The organism is Pseudooceanicola antarcticus (assembly GCF_900215355.1).
GTDB classification, from domain to species: domain Bacteria; phylum Pseudomonadota; class Alphaproteobacteria; order Rhodobacterales; family Rhodobacteraceae; genus Pseudooceanicola; species Pseudooceanicola antarcticus.
Map to the genome: position 1 here is coordinate 54,788 of NZ_OBEA01000004.1, position 16,430 is coordinate 71,217.

At 66.7% G+C, this 16,430-nt stretch carries 17 protein-coding genes; 14 read left to right on the top strand and 3 right to left on the bottom strand.

Features of this window, described 5'->3' with window-relative positions:
• Positions 1 to 247: 247 nt before the first annotated feature.
• Both CRO50_RS10985 and miaA read right to left on the bottom strand, forming a co-directional pair.
• A complete protein-coding gene (locus CRO50_RS10985) occupies positions 248 to 1,042 on the bottom strand; it encodes a helix-turn-helix transcriptional regulator (RefSeq protein WP_097145970.1) in 795 nt (264 codons plus the stop codon).
• Between the two features lie 82 nt (positions 1,043 to 1,124).
• Positions 1,125 to 2,006 (bottom strand): tRNA (adenosine(37)-N6)-dimethylallyltransferase MiaA, encoded by an 882-nt coding sequence (miaA, locus tag CRO50_RS10990; protein ID WP_097145971.1) that lies wholly within the window; start codon positions 2,004 to 2,006, stop codon positions 1,125 to 1,127.
• A gap of 110 nt (positions 2,007 to 2,116) precedes the next feature.
• On the opposite strand from miaA, the gene pyrH reads away from it, so the two are divergent.
• The 13 genes from pyrH to lpxB all read left to right on the top strand — a co-directional run bounded on the left by pyrH (position 2,117) and on the right by lpxB (position 14,662).
• Positions 2,117 to 2,848, top strand: a complete 732-nt coding sequence (gene pyrH, locus CRO50_RS10995) for a UMP kinase (RefSeq protein ID WP_097145972.1) — start codon at positions 2,117 to 2,119, stop codon at positions 2,846 to 2,848.
• A 145-nt stretch (positions 2,849 to 2,993) separates the two neighbouring features.
• Positions 2,994 to 3,557 carry a ribosome recycling factor gene (frr, locus tag CRO50_RS11000; protein ID WP_097145973.1) on the top strand — a complete coding sequence of 188 codons (564 nt, stop codon included), beginning with the start codon at positions 2,994 to 2,996 and terminating at the stop codon, positions 3,555 to 3,557.
• Positions 3,558 to 3,691: 134 nt separating this feature from the next.
• A complete protein-coding gene (uppS, locus tag CRO50_RS11005) occupies positions 3,692 to 4,366 on the top strand; it encodes a polyprenyl diphosphate synthase (RefSeq protein ID WP_232617833.1) in 675 nt (224 codons plus the stop codon).
• A gap of 4 nt (positions 4,367 to 4,370) precedes the next feature.
• Positions 4,371 to 5,159 carry a phosphatidate cytidylyltransferase gene (locus tag CRO50_RS11010; RefSeq protein WP_097145975.1) on the top strand — a complete coding sequence of 263 codons (789 nt, stop codon included), beginning with the start codon at positions 4,371 to 4,373 and terminating at the stop codon, positions 5,157 to 5,159.
• A 1-nt stretch (position 5,160) separates the two neighbouring features.
• Positions 5,161 to 6,345 (top strand): 1-deoxy-D-xylulose-5-phosphate reductoisomerase, encoded by a 1,185-nt coding sequence (gene dxr / locus CRO50_RS11015; protein ID WP_097145976.1) that lies wholly within the window; start codon positions 5,161 to 5,163, stop codon positions 6,343 to 6,345.
• A 6-nt stretch (positions 6,346 to 6,351) separates the two neighbouring features.
• Positions 6,352 to 7,710 (top strand): RIP metalloprotease RseP, encoded by a 1,359-nt coding sequence (gene rseP / locus CRO50_RS11020; protein WP_097145977.1) that lies wholly within the window; start codon positions 6,352 to 6,354, stop codon positions 7,708 to 7,710.
• Between the two features lie 195 nt (positions 7,711 to 7,905).
• Positions 7,906 to 8,037 carry a hypothetical protein gene (locus tag CRO50_RS20470; protein WP_269778124.1) on the top strand — a complete coding sequence of 44 codons (132 nt, stop codon included), beginning with the start codon at positions 7,906 to 7,908 and terminating at the stop codon, positions 8,035 to 8,037.
• A 154-nt stretch (positions 8,038 to 8,191) separates the two neighbouring features.
• Positions 8,192 to 10,540, top strand: coding sequence for an outer membrane protein assembly factor BamA (bamA, locus tag CRO50_RS11025; RefSeq protein WP_097146306.1), 2,349 nt, complete (start codon positions 8,192 to 8,194; stop codon positions 10,538 to 10,540).
• A 7-nt stretch (positions 10,541 to 10,547) separates the two neighbouring features.
• The gene (locus CRO50_RS11030; RefSeq protein ID WP_232617828.1) at positions 10,548 to 11,237 is read left to right on the top strand and encodes an OmpH/Skp family outer membrane protein; all 690 of its coding nucleotides are present in this window, start codon (positions 10,548 to 10,550) and stop codon (positions 11,235 to 11,237) included.
• A 132-nt stretch (positions 11,238 to 11,369) separates the two neighbouring features.
• Entirely contained in the window at positions 11,370 to 11,843 is a 474-nt protein-coding gene (gene fabZ / locus CRO50_RS11035) for a 3-hydroxyacyl-ACP dehydratase FabZ (protein ID WP_097145978.1), read from the top strand.
• Positions 11,844 to 11,846: 3 nt separating this feature from the next.
• Positions 11,847 to 12,647 carry an acyl-ACP--UDP-N-acetylglucosamine O-acyltransferase gene (gene lpxA / locus CRO50_RS11040; RefSeq protein ID WP_097145979.1) on the top strand — a complete coding sequence of 267 codons (801 nt, stop codon included), beginning with the start codon at positions 11,847 to 11,849 and terminating at the stop codon, positions 12,645 to 12,647.
• A 3-nt stretch (positions 12,648 to 12,650) separates the two neighbouring features.
• Positions 12,651 to 13,505: an LpxI family protein gene (locus tag CRO50_RS11045; protein ID WP_097145980.1), complete on the top strand. Its 855-nt coding sequence runs from the start codon at positions 12,651 to 12,653 to the stop codon at positions 13,503 to 13,505.
• Positions 13,505 to 14,662, top strand: coding sequence for a lipid-A-disaccharide synthase (lpxB, locus tag CRO50_RS11050; protein ID WP_097145981.1), 1,158 nt, complete (start codon positions 13,505 to 13,507; stop codon positions 14,660 to 14,662). Before CRO50_RS11045 ends, lpxB begins: the two co-directional genes overlap by 1 nt.
• Positions 14,663 to 14,804: 142 nt before the next feature.
• On the opposite strand, the gene mnmA is transcribed toward lpxB, so the two are convergent.
• Positions 14,805 to 15,950, bottom strand: coding sequence for a tRNA 2-thiouridine(34) synthase MnmA (mnmA, locus tag CRO50_RS11055; protein ID WP_097145982.1), 1,146 nt, complete (start codon positions 15,948 to 15,950; stop codon positions 14,805 to 14,807).
• Positions 15,951 to 16,130: 180 nt separating this feature from the next.
• On the opposite strand from mnmA, the gene sciP reads away from it, so the two are divergent.
• The gene (sciP, locus tag CRO50_RS11060) at positions 16,131 to 16,409 is read left to right on the top strand and encodes a CtrA inhibitor SciP (protein ID WP_097146308.1); all 279 of its coding nucleotides are present in this window, start codon (positions 16,131 to 16,133) and stop codon (positions 16,407 to 16,409) included.
• The last annotated feature ends 21 nt before the right edge of the window (positions 16,410 to 16,430 follow it).

The window sequence follows — 16,430 nt, forward strand, 5'->3', positions numbered from 1 at the left end:
GCAGGAAAAGATGCATCCGTCAATTCGTGTCTCCGCCTATTGGTAGTTCAGATGCGACATGCTCGCTATCTAAAAACGACATTCTCGACCGTGAGTGCCCTGCACGTCACCGATGCCGGTGCGCGGGTGCCGACTGCGGCGGCTGGCTGGGCGGAAAGCCTTCGGCGGCCTCATTTTCGCGGTCCCGAGGGGCGGGCGCCGAAGGGTTTGCGATGCCTGGTCCCCGCCGGCTGGCCGCGGTCGAACCTCATCTGCGCCGGCGCAGGGCGGTCGGGGTCTTGCCGGTGTGTTTCTGGATGAACCTGGTGAAATAAGCGGCAGAGGAGAAGCCCAGCATCTCGGAGATGAGCCCGATGGGCAGGGTGCCGTCCTGCAGCATCACCCGCGCCTCGTAGAGGCTGCGCCCGGTGAGGATCTCGGCGGCGGTGATGCCGGCGGTCTGGCGCAGGGTGCGGGTCAGATGGGTGGGCGTCACGCCAAGTGCCATGGCCACGTCGGCCATGGTCTGGCCCGAGCGGAAGTCGCGCTCGACAAGGGCGCAGAAGGCCGCTGCTAGCCGGTCGGCGGCGCGCGGCGTGCCAAGGGCCGCCGGTTCCGCCGCCAGGGTGCGGCGAAGCCAGACCGAGAGCAGCCCGGCATGGGCCTGCAGGGCCTCGCCGCCAAAGGGGCGGTGCGTCGCCTGTTCCCGCTGCATCGCCTCGATGATGGCCACCAGCTCGGCCTGGGCAAGACTGTCGCGCAGCCGCAACTGCACCGGCTCCGCGGGCAGTTGCAGGCCCAGGTCCGTGGGCAGCGTCACCGCCAGCCCGTAGCTCTGCTTCGAGATGTCCAGCATCATCAGCGTGCCCGCCGGCACGAAGAGCGCGGTGTTCATCGTCAGCCCGCGCCGGCGCCCCAGCACGATGGTCCGGCCCTGGCCTTTGCTCAGGTAGACGAAGAGATGGGACGGGCGCGCATGGGGAAGCTCAAGCCGCCAGTCCTCATTTGCAGAGAGCTGGGCGAGCGTCTGGCTACGGACGGTTGAGGGCGCATAATCAGCCACGTGTTGGGTCTTGTTTTCTCAGTGAAAAACCGGAGCGGTTCTGGTGTCGAAATAGAACGGGAATGCACTGATAAGTAAAGGCTCACGAGGGTGAGAGAGCCTGCCAACCCGACATGCGGGCGCGGAACCAGGTTCTTTGCCTTTTCGCATATCTACGTGTCTGTATTATGGACCGCTTGCGCGCCTCTTGGAAAGAAATTTCTCCGTTGAGATGGGCAATTAGCTCGGGTCCCCCTATGGCCTTGGACGAGGGCAGGGCAGGGTCCCAGCCCTCAAGGTTGTGGCGGGCTTCCTCAAGTGCACCCATGGCGAGCATCTGGTCGAATCGTGCCTCGATCCGCGGGGTCAGCCAGTCCTTCGGGGCATCCAGCAGCAACCGCGTACAGGCGTCGGGCGGCAACAGCGGCGGCGGCGTGTCGTCCTGCCAGGCGGCGATGCCGCGTCCGGTGGCGTGCAGCACCTCCCAGGCGCGCTGCACCCGGGCGGGATTGTTGAGGTCGATGCGGGCGGCGCTCTCGGCGTCGAGCGCCGCGGTCATCGCGGCAAGGTCCCCGCTGCGCAGCGCGTTGCCCTCGGCGCGGACCTCGGGCGGGATGGCGGGGATTTCGGCCAGCCCTTCTGTGAGGGCAGCGAAATAGAGCCCGGTGCCACCGACGATCACCAGCCGCTCGGGCCCGTCCAGCAGGGCCTCGACCTCGCGCAGCCACTGGCCGGTGGAATAGGTCTCGTCGCGGCCGACATGGCCGAACAGCCGATGCGGCAGCGCCGCCTCCTCGGCCTCTGAGGGGCGGGCAGAGAGCAGCCGCCAGTTGGCATAGACCTGCAGCGCGTCGGCATTGACGATCACCCCGCCGTCGCGCTCTGCGATCCGCATCGCCAGCGCCGACTTGCCCGAGGCGGTCGGCCCGGCGATCAAAACATGGCGCGAAGAGGGGATTCCCTGCGGCAGGGTGAGGCCGCTCATGCCGAAAGCTCCGATTTTGCGCCTGTCCGCACCATTTCCCGCATTGAACCCAACCGCCTTTTCCGACATTTTGCGCGCGATCCTAGTCCCCCGCCGTGAAGGAGCGCAACATGGCCGCAGAGAAGCAGGAGCCCACCTACAAGCGGGTGATGTTGAAGATCTCGGGGGAGGCACTGATGGGAGATCAGGGCTACGGCCTGCATCCCCCGACCGTGGAGCGTATCGCCCGTGAAGTCCAGAGCGTCCACGAGATGGGCGTGGAGATCTGCATGGTCATCGGCGGCGGCAATATCTTCCGCGGCCTGGCCGGATCGGCGCAGGGCATGGAACGCACCACCGCCGACTACATGGGCATGCTGGCCACGGTGATGAACGCCCTGGCCATGCAGGCCGCGCTGGAAGGTCTGGGGGTCTATACCCGAGTGATCAGCGCCATCACCATGAACGAGGTGGCCGAGCCCTACATCCGCCGTCGCGCCGTGCGTCACCTCGAGAAGAAGCGGGTCTGCATCTTCGCCGCCGGCACCGGCAACCCCTATTTCACCACCGATACCGCCGCCACGCTGCGCGCCAACGAGATGGCATGCGAGGCGATCTTCATGGGCAAGAACGGTGTCGACGGGGTCTATGACAAGGACCCGAAGACCAATCCCGATGCCAAGCGCTACGAGACCGTCTCCTATGACGAGGTGCTGCAGAAGAACCTCAAGGTGATGGATGCCTCGGCGATCGCCTTGGCGCGCGACAACCACAAGCCGATCATCGTCTTCCCGCTTGACGAACCCAACGGGTTCAAGGGCATCTTGGAGGGCAAGGGCTCTTACACCATCGTCAAGGGCTGACCATTCGGTCGCCCCGCGGAGCCCGGTGCGCGAGGATGCGCCGGGCCCCGCCGGACCCTGCGAATTTCGCAATTCACTATACATCCCGAGTGTGCTGACTTAGAACGCCTCGGAATGACGAACCAGCTCAGCGGGCAAATTTACCATGTCTGAAGACTTTGAACTCGACACCGATGACCTCAAGCGCCGCATGGATGGCGCGATGTCGAACCTCAAGACCGAATTTGCGTCCCTGCGCACCGGCCGGGCCTCTGCCTCGATGCTGGAGCCGGTGATGGTCGACGCCTACGGCAGCCCCACGCCGATCAACCAGGTCGGCACCGTGAACGTGCCCGAGCCGCGCATGGTCACCGTGAACGTCTGGGACAAGGGCCTTGTGAACAAGGTCGAGAAGGCGATCCGCGAAAGCGGCCTCGGCATCAACCCGCAGCTCAACGGCACCATCATCATGCTGCCGATCCCCGAGCTGAACGAGGAACGCCGCCGCGAGCTGGGCAAGGTCGCCGCGCAATATGCCGAGCATGCCCGCGTTGCCGTGCGCAACCTGCGCCGCGACGGCATGGACCAGATCAAGAAGGCCAAGGCCGACGGCCTCTCCGAAGACGACCAGAAGTTCTGGGAAGTCGAGGTGCAGGAGCTGACCGACACCTACATCAAGAAGGTGGATCAGGCGCTCGAGACCAAGCAAGCGGAAATCATGCAGGTCTGAGGCTCAGGCCCGGCGAACGGCAGCTCGGGGAGAAGAGGCCCATGGCAGACAAGGCAGAGGCACTCACGACCGGCTCCGATACGGACGGGGCGGACGGGGGCGGCAAGGCCAGCCCCTGTCACGTGGCGATCATCATGGATGGCAATGGACGCTGGGCCACCATGCGCGGCCGTCCGCGGCTCTTCGGCCACCACGCGGGTGCCCGCCGGGTGCGCGAGATCGTCCAGGCCTGCCCGGACCTGGGCGTCAAGTACCTGACCATCTTCGGCTTCTCGACCGAGAACTGGAAACGCACCCAGATCGAGGTCGCGGGGCTGATGTCGCTCTTCCGCTCCTATATCCGCAAGGAGGCGCGCGCGTTGCGCGACTCCAACGTGCGGGTGCGCTTCATCGGGGACCGCCCCGGTCTCGACCAGAAGCTGCGCGAGCTGATGGACGAGCTCGAAGAGATGACCGAGGGCTGCACCGGCACCAATCTGACCATCGCGCTGAACTACGGCGGCCGCGACGAGGTGGCCCGCGCCACCAAGCGCCTGGCCCATGATGTCGCGGCGGGACGTCTCGATCCCGAAAGCGTCGACGAAGAAACCCTGCCCAAGTACCTCGACACCTGCGTGCTGCCCGATCCCGACCTGGTGATCCGCACCAGTGGCGAGGCGCGGATCTCGAATTTCCTGCTCTGGCAGTCGGCCTATGCGGAATACGAGTTCATCGACACGCTCTGGCCCGACTTCACCAAGGAGGTCTTCGCCGGGGTGCTCGAGAACTTCGGCAGCCGGGACCGCCGCTTCGGCGGCGCCAAGGGCTGATCCGATGGCAGATCGCAAATGGTCCGACCTGGCGCCTCGCGTGGCCTCCGGGGTGGTGCTGGTCCTCACCGGCCTGCTGGTGATCTGGGCCGGCGGCCTCTGGTTCAAGCTTTTCATCGCGCTGACCTGCGGCGGCATGGTCTGGGAGCTCTCGCGCATCTGCGCCCCCGAGCGCGACACCGTGGCGCTTCAGATGGGCGGCGTGGCGGGGCTGGCGCTGGCGCTGTCGCTCTTCCTGCCCGGTGCCTTCGCGCTGCCGCTCCTGCTGGCGCCCTCCATGGTGGGCCTCTCGCTGGTGCCCCGGCGGCGCACGCTCTTCCTGGTGTTCTGCGCCATGATCCTGATCTCTGGCTACGGCATGGCGCGTCTGCGCGCCGACCAGGGCGCGCTCTGGCTGGGCTGGCTTGTGGCCGTGGTCGTCGTGACCGACGTGGCGGGCTACTTCGCCGGCCGGATGATCGGCGGGCCCAAGTTCTGGCCCCGCGTCAGCCCCAAGAAGACCTGGTCCGGCACCGTCGCGGGTTGGGTCGCAGCGGGTCTTGTCGGCCTGGGCTTCGGTCTCTGGATCGGCGAGGGGCTGGCGCTTGCAGGCGTCTCGGTGGCCCTGTCCATGGCCTCCCAGATGGGCGACATGGCCGAGAGCGCGCTGAAGCGGCGCGCCGGCGTCAAGGATAGCTCGAACCTGATCCCCGGCCACGGCGGGCTGATGGATCGCTTCGACGGCATGCTGGGCGCATCGCTCATGCTGCTGCTGACCGGGCCCTGGACGGGGCTCTTCTTCATCGCGGGGTAATATGCGCCGGATCACGATCTTCGGGGCCACGGGCTCCATCGGGCAGAGCACCATCGACCTCATTGCCCGCCGCCCCGACGAGTTCGAGGTCGAGGCGCTGACCGGCGGCCACAACATCGCGCAGCTTGCGCAGGACGCCAAGCGCCTGGGTGCCAAGCTTGCGGTGACCGCCCATGAGGCGCGTCTGCCCGAGCTGCGCGAGGCGCTGGCCGGCACCGGGATCGAGACCGCAGCGGGGCAGGGCGCCCTGGTCGAGGCCGCCGATCGTCCCGCCGACTGGGTGATGTCGGCCATCGTCGGCGCGGCGGGGCTCGCCCCCGGCCTGAAGGCGCTTGAGCGCGGGGCCTCGCTGGCGCTGGCCAACAAGGAGACTCTGGTCTGCGCAGGCCCGCTGGTGCTCGAGACCGCCCGCCGCTCCGGGGCAGAGCTGCTGCCCGTCGACAGCGAGCATTCCGCCATCTACCAGGCACTCCTGGGCGACGATCCGGCGACGGTGGAGCGGGTCATCATCACCGCATCCGGCGGGGCCTTCCGCGACTGGCCGCTCGAGAAGATGCGCAAAGCCACGCCCGAACAGGCCGCGACCCATCCCAATTGGGACATGGGGCTGCGCATCACCATCGATTCCGCCTCGATGTTCAACAAGGCGCTCGAGCTCATCGAGGCCAAGGAGTTCTTCGGCTTCACCCCGGACCAGCTCGAGGTGCTGATCCACCGCGAAAGCCTGGTCCATGCGCTGATCGGCCATGTGGATGCGGGCATGATCGCCCACCTCGGCCCCGCCGACATGCGCCATGCCATCGGCTATGCGCTGAACTGGCCCGAGCGCGCCGAACTGCCGCTGGAGCGGCTCGACCTGGCGCGAATCGGCAGCCTGTCGTTCGAGGCCCCCGACCCCGAGCGCTTTCCCGCGCTCGCCCTGGCGCATCGGGTGATGGAGCGCGGCGGGCTCTCGGGCTGCGCGCTGAACGCGGCGAAGGAGGTGGCGCTGGATGCTTTCCTGGCGGGGCGCATCGGCTTCATGGAGATGGCGGATGTCGTCACACGGGTTCTTGACCACATAGAGACCGATTCCGGTCTCATTGATGCCGCCTTCGACCTTGATAACGTGCTGAACATGGACCAGATCTCTCGAAGATATGCCGAAGAGAGCATTTCCGAGGTGACCAGAACAGGGACGGTTTAAGACCATATGACGAGTTTTCTGCCCGAATTCGGCAACATGCTTTACGTGATCGTTGCCTTCGTTGTCGCCCTGTCGATCATCGTCGCCATCCATGAATATGGCCACTACATCATCGGCCGGGTCTCGGGCATCAAGGCAGAGGTCTTCTCGCTGGGGTTCGGCCCGGTGATCTTCGCCCGTACCGACCGCCACGGCACCCGCTGGCAGATCGCCGCGCTGCCCTTCGGCGGCTACGTGAAGTTTCTGGGCGACGGGGATGCGGCCTCGGCCGGGGCGGAAAAAGAGGTGATCTCTCAGCTTTCCGACGCGGATCGACGCCACACCATGCTGGGCGCGCCGCTCTGGGCCCGCTCGGCCACCGTGGCCGCCGGCCCGATCTTCAACTTCATCCTGTCGATCCTGCTCTTCGCCATGCTCTTCTTCGCCCGAGGCGAGGTGGCCGATCCGCTGGCCGTGGGTCAGCTGCGGCCGCTGCCGCCCAGCCTGACGGCGACGGAGAGCCTGGCCGAGGGCGACCAGATCCTGGCCATCGGCGGGGTCACGCTGCCCTCGCTCGATGATGCCGAGGGCATGTCGGCCTTCGGCGACAAGCTGCCCTCCGCGCCCGAGCTGCCCTACCTGGTGCGCCGCGACGGCGTCGAGCGCGAGGTCACCGGCCCCTATCCTTATCCGCCCATCATCACCCAGCTGGCGCCCAGCTCTGCCGCCTATGACATCGGCCTGAAGCAGGGCGACGTGATCACCGCCATCGACGGAGAGCCGATCTTCGCCTTCGATCAGCTGAAGTCGCGGGTCGAAGGGTCCCAGGGCGCGCCGCTGCTGCTGCAGGTCTGGCGCGAGGGCAGCGCGGAGGAGCTCGATTTCGTGCTCACCCCGCGCCGTGTCGACGAGCCCGCGCCCGAGGGCGGGTTCCGCACCGAATGGCGCATCGGCATCGCCGGCGGCATGGCCTTCGAGCTGGCGACCGAACGCGCTGGTTTCCTCAGCGCCCTCTGGGGCGGGGTGGTGCAGACCTGGGGCGTCATCGGCAGCTCGCTCTCGGGACTGTGGCACATGATCACCGGGGCGATTTCCTCGTGCAACATGTCGGGTCCCATCGGCATCGCCAAGACCTCGGGCGCGATGGCCAGCCAGGGGCTCGTCAGCTTCGTCTGGTTCGTCGCGGCGCTGTCGACCGGGGTGGGGCTGCTGAACCTCTTCCCGGTGCCGATCCTCGACGGCGGCCACCTGGTCTTCCACGCCTACGAGGCGGTGGCCGGCAAGCCGCCCTCGGACCGCGCGCTGCGGGTGCTGATGGCCGCGGGCCTGGCGCTGGTGCTTTCGGTGATGCTCTTTGCCCTCAGCAACGACGTGCTCTGCCCCTGAGCAGAGCGCGTGCCCCGGCCGGTCGGGGCAGGGCAGCCAGGGGTCTGTGCAGGACCTGCAACGGGCCGTGTGTCGAGCAGGGGTGCCCAACTCTTGCCGCAATTCACACCCTAAATGCGCCTCATTTCGGCACCAATCAGGGGGTGAAAACCGGGTATTCCCCCGGTACTAGGGTAATAGATCGTGTGGGGCCCTATGACACTTCTTCAAAAAAGCTATCGCGGCGTCGCCGTTTTGTTCGACCTGAACTCTGACCTGTTGCTCTACGTGGGCACTATCGTGCTGGCGCTGGCCGGCGCGGGCTACATGGCGCAGCTCTTCTACTGATCCCGCGCGCGGCGAAAGCTGCGCCGGAAGGCAGTCGGACATAGTCACAAGCGGAACGCGCGACCCGGAAGCGGGCGCGCGTTTTCCAGTTTTGACAAGTGCTTATTAACCCGATACTCACTTCTCAACTGGGATGTCTGAGTGGGTCTGGAATATGACGAATACCTTTGGAGCCGGGGCTGCCACCACCGTGCGCCGCAACAAGTTTTCCTTTCCTCTGGCGGCTGCGATTTTCGCCATTGTATCAGGCGTTTCGATCTCCGCCCCGGAGATGACCCTGGCGCAGAGCTACGTTTTCTCGAACGTCTCCATCGAGGGCAACCGGCGGATTCCGGCGGGCACGATCCTGACCTACGCGGGAATCGCCCAGGGTGAGAGCGTCAGCGCCGCAGAGCTGAACGAAGCCTATCAGAACATCGTCAATTCCGGCCTTTTCGAGACCGTCGAGCTGACGCCGCGCGGCGGGACGCTGGTGATCGTGGTCACCGAATTCCCGACCATCAACCGCATCTCCTTCGAGGGGAACCGGCGGATCAAGGATGATGCGCTCACCGAGATCGTGCAATCGACCTCGCGGCAGGTCTTCTCGCCCACGCGGGCCGAGGCCGATGCGGCGCTGATCTCGGAAGCCTATTCCCAGCAGGGCCGCCTGGCGGCCCGCGTGACGCCGCGCATCATTCGCCGCAGCGACAACCGCGTCGACCTGATCTTCGAGGTTTTCGAGGGCGGCAATACCGAGGTCGAGCGGATCTCCTTCGTCGGCAATACCGCCTATAGCGACCGCCGTCTGCGCCAGGTGCTGCAATCCAAGCAGGCCGGCCTGCTGCGCGCCTTCTTCCGCAGCGATACCTTCGTCGCCGACCGTATCGAGTTCGACAAGCAGGTGCTGCAGGACTTCTACCAGTCGCGCGGCTTCGTCGATTTCCGCGTCACCGGCGTCAATGCCGAGCTGGCGCGCGAGCGTGACGGCTACACCGTGACCTTCAACGTGCAGGAAGGTCAGCAGTTCAAGTTCGGCGAGATCACCACGGTCAGCGAATACGAGGGCGTCGAGGCCTCGGTCTACCAGGACGTGGCAAAGCTGAAGTCCGGTTCGATCTATTCGCCCTCCGACATCGAAAGCGCCATCGCCCGTATGGAGCGCCAGGCCAACCGCGAGGGCCGCGACTTCCTGCGGATCGAACCGCGCATCACCCGCAACGACCGCACCCTGACCCTGGACGTCGAGTTCGTCCTGTCGCGCGGCCCCCGCGTCTTCGTCGAGCGTATCGATATCGCGGGCAACACCACCACGCTGGACCGGGTCATCCGCCAGCAGTTCAAGGTTGCGGAAGGCGATCCCTTCAACCCGCGCGAGATCCGTGAAAGCGCCGAACGCATCCGCGCCCTGGGCTATTTCTCGACCGCCGAGGTTAATGCCCGCGAAGGCACGCGCCCCGACCAGGTGATCGTCGACGTGGACGTGGAAGAGGCGCCCACGGGCTCGCTCTCCTTCGGCGGTACCTATTCGACCACCGACGGCTTCGGGCTGGCGATCTCGTTCCGGGAGAACAACTTCCTGGGCCGTGGCCAGAGCGTCGGCGTCACCTTCTCGGGCGCCACCGACGACCGCACCTATGCCGTGAGCTTCACCGAGCCCCATCTGTTGGGCCGCGACGTGGCGCTCAACTTCGGGCTCTCCTACTCGGAAACCGAGTCGAGCTATTCCGACTACAGCTCGCTGAACGGCTCCTTCACCACCGGGCTGACCTTCCCGCTGACCGAGAAGTCGCGCCTGAACGTGAACTACAAGCTGGCTGCCAACGACCTGACCCTGGATTCCGGGGCCACCGTGGGCTCGCTGCTGACCGCCGAAGCGGCTGAGGACCTGCGCTATGCGTCCTCGATCGGCTACAAGTATTCCTACGACACCCGCATCAGCGGTCTGAACCCGAACGCCGGCCTGCTGCTGGAATTCGCCCAGGACTTCGGCGGTGTCGGTGGCGATGTCGAGTTCATCCGCTCGACCGGCCGCGCCGTGGCCCAGACCAAGGTCTGGAACGAGGAAATCACCCTGCGCGCCACCCTGAAGGGTGGGGCGATCTCGATGCTGGGCGACAGCAACTCGCAGGTGACCGACCGCTACCTGATCGGCTCTTCGATCATGCGTGGCTTCACGCCCGACGGCATCGGCCCGCGCCAGTACTCGGCCGGCAACTACGACGACGCCCTGGGCGGCACCATGTACGCCGTGGCGCAGTTCGACGCGGAATTCCCGCTTGGCCTGCCCGAAGAGCTGGGGATCACCGGCGGTGTCTTCTACGACATCGGCTCGGCCTGGGGCCTCGATCAGAGCGCGGGCGACGTGCTCTACGAGGATGCCTCGGTGCGCCAGGTGGTCGGCGTCTCGATCTTCTGGACCACGCCCATTGGCCCGCTGCGGTTCAACTGGTCGAAGGCGCTCGAGAAGGAAGAGTTCGACAAGGAACAGACCTTCGACCTGTCCATCCGGACGGAATTCTGAGGTCGCCTTGCCTGGCTTGCGCCGCCGTTTCCTGACCAGCCTTGCCGCCAGCGTGCTCTCTGCCGCGCTGGCGGGCAATGCCCTGGCGCAGGAGACCGATATCGTCATCCCGCGCTCTCCGGTGCTGGTGGTCGACAGCGAGCGCATGTTCTCGGACAGCGCCTTCGGCCAGCAACTGGCCGCCCGCGTCGAGGCGCAGGCGGCGGCCATTGCCGCCGAGAACCGCCGCATCGAAGCCGAGCTGGCCAAGGAAGAGCAGGCGCTGACCGAGCGCCGCCCGACCATGACCCCGGACGAGTTCCGCACCATGGCCAATACCTTCGACGAGAAGGTCACCCGCATCCGCCGCGAAAGGGATGAGGCCGCCGCCGACCTCAGCCAGAGCAGCGAGGCCCTGCGCCGTCGCTTCCTGCTGGCGGTAGAGCCGGTGCTCTATTCCATCATGCAGGAAGCCGGCAGCGCGGTGATCCTCGAACGGCGCACGGTCTTCGTCACCCGCGAGGTGGTCGATATCACCGACGAGGCGATCAACCGCATCGATGCCCAGCTCCTCAAGAGCGAGGCCACGCCGGAAAATGCGCCGGAAGCTGCACCCGAGACCGCGCCCACGGAGACGGCTCCGGTGCTTGAAGCCCCCGTCGAGGGAGATGGCGGCACCGCCCCCGAGAGCCCCGCGGAGGCGCCTGCAAACCCCTGAGATCCCGTCCAGGCTCTTTACCGCCGGGCCATGCCCGAGCTTGCCGCCAGAATGGCGACTTGCTAGGGACAAGGGTGACACGGGCCTTGCCCCGGAGCGAAAGGCTCGGGGCTCTCCTTGAGGAAAGAATTCATGACCGAGACGCTCCAGAGCGCTGACATTCACCGTATCCAGCGCATCATCCCGCACCGCTACCCCTTCCTGCTGGTCGATAAGGTTGTCGATATCGACGGGTACAGCACCGGCAAGGGTATCAAGAACGTCACCATGAACGAGCCCCACTTCCAGGGCCATTTCCCCGGCAAGCCGATCATGCCCGGCGTCACCATCATCGAGGCCATGGCCCAGACCGCCGGTGTCATCGTCGGCGCGGCGCTCGGCCTGGAAGACAAGAACGCGCTGATCTACTTCATGTCGATCGAGAAGGCCAAGTTCCGCCGCATGGTGGTGCCCGGTGACGTGCTGGAAATGCAGGTCGAGACCCTGCGCGGCAAGCCCGGCGCCAAGATGTGGAAGTTCGGCGGCAAGGCCACCGTGGACGGCGAACTGGCCTGCGAGGCCGAGTTCATGGCCATGCTCGACCTGCCCGCAGACGCGGGGGCCTGAGCCATGGCGATCAGCCACGAAGCGGTGATCCATCCCTCGGCGCTGATCGAGGACGGGGCGCAGATCGGCGCAGGCGCGAAGATCGGCCCCTTCTGCCATGTCGGCCCGAAGGTCGTGATCGGCGCGGGCGTCGAGCTGATGAGCCACGTGGTCGTCCAGGGCATCACCGAGATCGGCGAGGACACCCTGGTGCATCCCTTCGCCGTTCTGGGTGGCATCCCCCAGGACCTGAAGTTCAAGGGCGAGGAAACCCGCCTGACCATCGGTAAGCGCAACCGCATCCGCGAGCACGTGACGATGAACAACGGCACCGAGGGCGGTGGCGGGCTGACCTCGGTCGGCGATGACGGGCTCTTCATGGCGGGCTGCCACGTGGCCCATGACTGCCGAGTCGGCAACAACGTGATCATCGTCAACAACGCGGCCCTGGCGGGCCATTGCGTGATCGAGGACGAGGTGATCATCGGCGGCCTCTCTGGCGTGCACCAATGGGTGCGCATCGGCCGGGGCGCGATCATCGGCGCCGTGACCATGGTCACCAACGACGTGATCCCCCATGGCCTGGTGCAGGCACCGCGCGGTCAGCTCGACGGGCTGAACCTGGTGGGGCTGAAGCGTCGCGGCGTCGCGCGCTCCGACATCACCGCCCTGCGCGCCGCCTTCCAGATGCTGGCCCAGGGCGAGGGCGCCTTCCAGGACCGGGCCCGCCGCCTGGGCGACGAGACGGAAAGCGATTACGTCCGCGAGATCGTCGATTTCATCCTCGGACAGAGCGACCGCTCCTTCCTGACCCCCGGAGGCTGATCCATGGGCCTGCTGAAACGTCGCGCGGCCGGCGCCTCCAATGCTGCGACCGGACCCCGGCTGGCGATCATCGCCGGCGGTGGCCGTCTGCCGGTGCGGCTGGCCGAGGCCGAGCCGGGGGCCTTCCTCGTCTCCTTCGAGGGCACCCCCTGCGAGCTGCCCGAAGCCCGGCTGACCCGGTTCCGCTTCGAGAAGCTGGGCGGTCTCTTCGATCGGCTGCGCGCCGAGGGCGTCGAGCGGATCGTCATGGCCGGTGGCATGGCGCGGCCTCAGCTGGACATGAAACAGGTCGACCGCAAGGTGATGATGCTGGCGCCCAAGCTGATGGCAGCGCTTGGCTCCAAGGGCGATGACGGGGTGCTGCGGCTCATCGTGTCGATCCTCGAGGACGAGGGCTTTACCGTCGAAGGCGCACACCAGATCCTGCCCGAGATGACGGCGCGGCCCGGCAAGATCGGCGGACCGGCGCTGTCGCGTGCGGCCCGTGGCGATGTCGAGCAGGCACAGAAAATCCTTTCGACGCTGGCCCCGCTGGACATCGGTCAGGGCTGCGTGGTGGCCGCCGGCCAGTGCCTGGGCATCGAGACGGTGCAGGGCACCGATGCGCTGCTGCGATTCGTGGGCGAGACCCCGGAAGAGCGCCGTCCCGGCAAGGGCGTGCTGGTGAAGGCCCCGAAGGCGGGGCAGGACCTGCGCGTCGACATGCCCGCCGTCGGCCCCCAGACCCTGCGCGCCGCCGCCGCTGCCGGGCTCGAGGCCGTGGTCATCGCCGCCGACCGTGTCCTGTTGATCGACGGCCCGGCGCTGCCGGACCTCGCCGCCGAGCTGGGCCTCGCCTTCCACGCGGTCGAGATCTGATGCGCATCTTCACCATCGCGGGCGAGCCCTCGGGCGACAACCTGGGCGCCGCCGTCATGGCAGGGCTGAAGGAGCTCACCGGGGGCGATGTGTCCTTCGAGGGGGTGGGCGGCCCGGCGATGCAGGCCGAGGGCCTCAGCTCTCGTTTTCCCATGTCCGAGCTCTCGGTCATGGGTCTGGCCGAGATCCTGCCCAAGTACTTCCACCTCAAGCGCCGTATCCGCGAATGCGCCGAGGCCGTGCTGGCCGATCCGCCGGATGTGCTGCTAACCATCGACAGCCCGGATTTCTGCCTGCGGGTGGCCCGCCTGGTGAAGGCCGCGAACCCCTCCATCCGTACCGTCCACTACGTGGCGCCCACGGTCTGGGCCTGGCGCCCGAAGCGCGCGACGAAGATGGCCGAGGTGATCGACCATGTCCTCGCGCTCTTCCCGTTCGAGCCGCCGCTGATGCAGGCGGCAGGGATGGAGTGCGATTTCGTCGGCCACCCGGTGACCACCCAGCCGCAGGCGAGCCTCGACGAGATCCTGGCCTTCCGCCAGGAGAGCGGCATCGGCGATGCGCCGATCGCGCTGATCCTGCCCGGCTCGCGGGCGGGGGAGGTGACGCGGCTGGCGCCGATCTTCGGCCCGGTGATCGAGAAGCTGCGCGCCAGGCATCCCGAGCTGGTCTTCGTGCTGCCCGCTGCCGCGGGCGTGGCCGACCTGGTGGAAGAGAAGGTGCGCGACTGGCCTGCCAATATCGTCGTCCTCGATCCGCGCGACAGCACGCCCGAGAACTTCGCCGTGACCAAGCGCGCAGCCTTCGCCGCCGCCGATGTGGCGCTTGCCGCTTCGGGCACCGTCTCGCTCGAGCTGGCCGCCGCCAATACGCCGATGGTCATCGCCTATGACATGGCCTGGCTGACCCGCGTGATCATGCAGCGCATGCTGCTGACGGACACGGTGACGCTGGTCAACCTGGTCTCGGAGACCCGCGTGGTGCCCGAGTTCATCGGTGCCGATTGCGACCCCGACAAGATCGCCCCGGCCTTGGCATCGGTCTACGAGGCCCCCGAGGCGCAATACGAGGCCATGGAGCTTTCCATGCAGCGTCTTGGCCGCGAGGGAGAGCCTCCGGGCCTGCGCGCCGCACGCGCCATCCTGGCGCGCCTCTGACGCCAGGCGCGCCCGGCCCATTCCGAGGCTGGAAATGCTCATGGGGAGCCGCGCAGAGGCGGGGGCTCCCCCACCATCGCCCTCAAACGAAAACGCGCGCCGCGAAGGGCGCGCGTCTCGATTTTCAAAGTGCCAGGGACGCTCAGTAGCCGCGCCAGATCCAGCCGCCGCCCAGGATGCGCGTGCCGCCGGTCTCGTAGAAGACGCAGGCCTGACCCGGTGAGACACCCTCTTCGGCCGTCAGCAGCTCCACCTCGGCCTCGGTGGCCGAGATCGGACGGATGATCGCCTCGCGCGGGGGGCGGGTCGAGCGGACACGCACGGAGACATGGCGCTCCTTCATGTCGGCGAAACCATCGTCGCCCAGCCAGTTGATCTCGCGCACGGGGATGGTGCGGGTGGCCAGCATCTCTTTCGGGCCGACGATCACCTGCTTGGCGTCGACGTCCAGCTTGACCACGTAGAGCGGCTCGGAGAGGCCCCCGATGCCCAGGCCGCGGCGCTGGCCGACGGTGTAGTGGATCACACCTTCGTGCGTGCCCAGCACCCGGCCATCCGCATGGACGATTTCGCCCGGCTCGGCGGCGCCGGGGCGCAGTTTCTCGATCACCGAGGCGTAGTTGCCGTTCGGAACGAAGCAGATGTCCTGGCTGTCGGGCTTGTCGGCGACCGCAAGACCGTACTGCGCGGCCAGCTCCCGCGTGGCGTCCTTCGAGGGCAGGTGACCCAGGGGGAAGCGCAGGAACGACAGCTGCTCGGGCGTGGTCGAGAACAGGAAATAGCTCTGGTCGCGGTTGGCGTCGGCGGCGCAATGCAGCTCGGGCCCGGAGGCGCCCTCCATGCGTTGGATGTAGTGGCCGGTGGCCATGCAATCGGCGTCCAGGTCCTTCGCCGTCTCCAGCAGGTCCTTGAACTTCACCCGCTCGTTGCAGCGGATGCAGGGCACGGGGGTTGCGCCCGCAAGATAGCTGTCGGCGAATTCGTCGATCACCGCATCCTGGAAGATGTTTTCATAATCAAGGACATAGTGCGGGAATCCCATCTCTTCGGCGACCCGGCGCGCGTCATGGATGTCGATGCCGGCGCAGCAGGCACCCTTCTTGGCCAGGGCGGCACCATGGTCGTAGAGCTGCAGCGTCACGCCCACGACGTCATAGCCTTCCTCGGCCAGTTTCGCGGCCACCACGGAACTGTCGACGCCACCGGACATGGCGACGACAACGCGGGTTTCGGACGGCGGTTTGGCAAAGCCCAGGGAGTTGAGCTCGGGTCCCTTGTCGAGTGCCATGGATGCTCCTGATCTGCCCGGCGTGGAGAGCTGTCACGTGAAGGGTAACAGGGGGACTCACCCTGCCGGTGCGGTAAGACCAAGTGAATATAGGAAAATGCGACACACTCTCAAGGTGCGGTTTCACCGGGTGTTAAATCCCTGCGCGAAGAATTGCTGCGGGCTATGAGGGTCGGAGCAATGTACTTGAAGAAGGTCCAGGGTCCACGGGCGGTGACGCTGCCCGATGGCCGCGTGATGACGAGGGCGGATCTGCCCCCGCCGGAGACCCGTCGCTGGGTGGCCTCGCGCAAGGCTGCCGTCGTGCGGGGGGTGGTCCATGGTCTTATTTCGCAGGACGAGGCGCTGGAGCGATACTCTCTGTCACCCGAGGAGTTCCTGGAATGGGTCAGTGCCGTCGCCAATCACGGTGAAGAGGCGCTGAAGGCGACCGCCTTGCAGAAATTCAGACAGCCCTAGAGTGCGGCGTGAAGACCATCC

Excerpts from the sequence above, each read along its gene's own strand:
- sciP (WP_097146308.1), top strand. The coding sequence starts at position 16,131 with ATGTACTTGAAGAAGGTCCAGGGTCCACGGGCGGTGACGCTGCCCGAT.
- lpxB (WP_097145981.1), top strand. The coding sequence starts at position 13,505 with ATGCGCATCTTCACCATCGCGGGCGAGCCCTCGGGCGACAACCTGGGC.
- fabZ (WP_097145978.1), top strand. The coding sequence starts at position 11,370 with ATGACCGAGACGCTCCAGAGCGCTGACATTCACCGTATCCAGCGCATC.
- lpxA (WP_097145979.1), top strand. The coding sequence starts at position 11,847 with ATGGCGATCAGCCACGAAGCGGTGATCCATCCCTCGGCGCTGATCGAG.
- uppS (WP_232617833.1), top strand. The coding sequence starts at position 3,692 with ATGGATGGCAATGGACGCTGGGCCACCATGCGCGGCCGTCCGCGGCTC.
- CRO50_RS11045 (WP_097145980.1), top strand. The coding sequence starts at position 12,651 with ATGGGCCTGCTGAAACGTCGCGCGGCCGGCGCCTCCAATGCTGCGACC.
- rseP (WP_097145977.1), top strand. The coding sequence starts at position 6,352 with ATGACGAGTTTTCTGCCCGAATTCGGCAACATGCTTTACGTGATCGTT.
- dxr (WP_097145976.1), top strand. The coding sequence starts at position 5,161 with ATGCGCCGGATCACGATCTTCGGGGCCACGGGCTCCATCGGGCAGAGC.
- CRO50_RS20470 (WP_269778124.1), top strand. The coding sequence starts at position 7,906 with ATGACACTTCTTCAAAAAAGCTATCGCGGCGTCGCCGTTTTGTTCGAC.
- CRO50_RS11010 (WP_097145975.1), top strand. The coding sequence starts at position 4,371 with ATGGCAGATCGCAAATGGTCCGACCTGGCGCCTCGCGTGGCCTCCGGG.
- mnmA (WP_097145982.1), bottom strand. The coding sequence starts at position 15,950 with ATGGCACTCGACAAGGGACCCGAGCTCAACTCCCTGGGCTTTGCCAAA.
- frr (WP_097145973.1), top strand. The coding sequence starts at position 2,994 with ATGTCTGAAGACTTTGAACTCGACACCGATGACCTCAAGCGCCGCATG.
- pyrH (WP_097145972.1), top strand. The coding sequence starts at position 2,117 with ATGGCCGCAGAGAAGCAGGAGCCCACCTACAAGCGGGTGATGTTGAAG.
- miaA (WP_097145971.1), bottom strand. The coding sequence starts at position 2,006 with ATGAGCGGCCTCACCCTGCCGCAGGGAATCCCCTCTTCGCGCCATGTT.
- bamA (WP_097146306.1), top strand. The coding sequence starts at position 8,192 with ATGACGAATACCTTTGGAGCCGGGGCTGCCACCACCGTGCGCCGCAAC.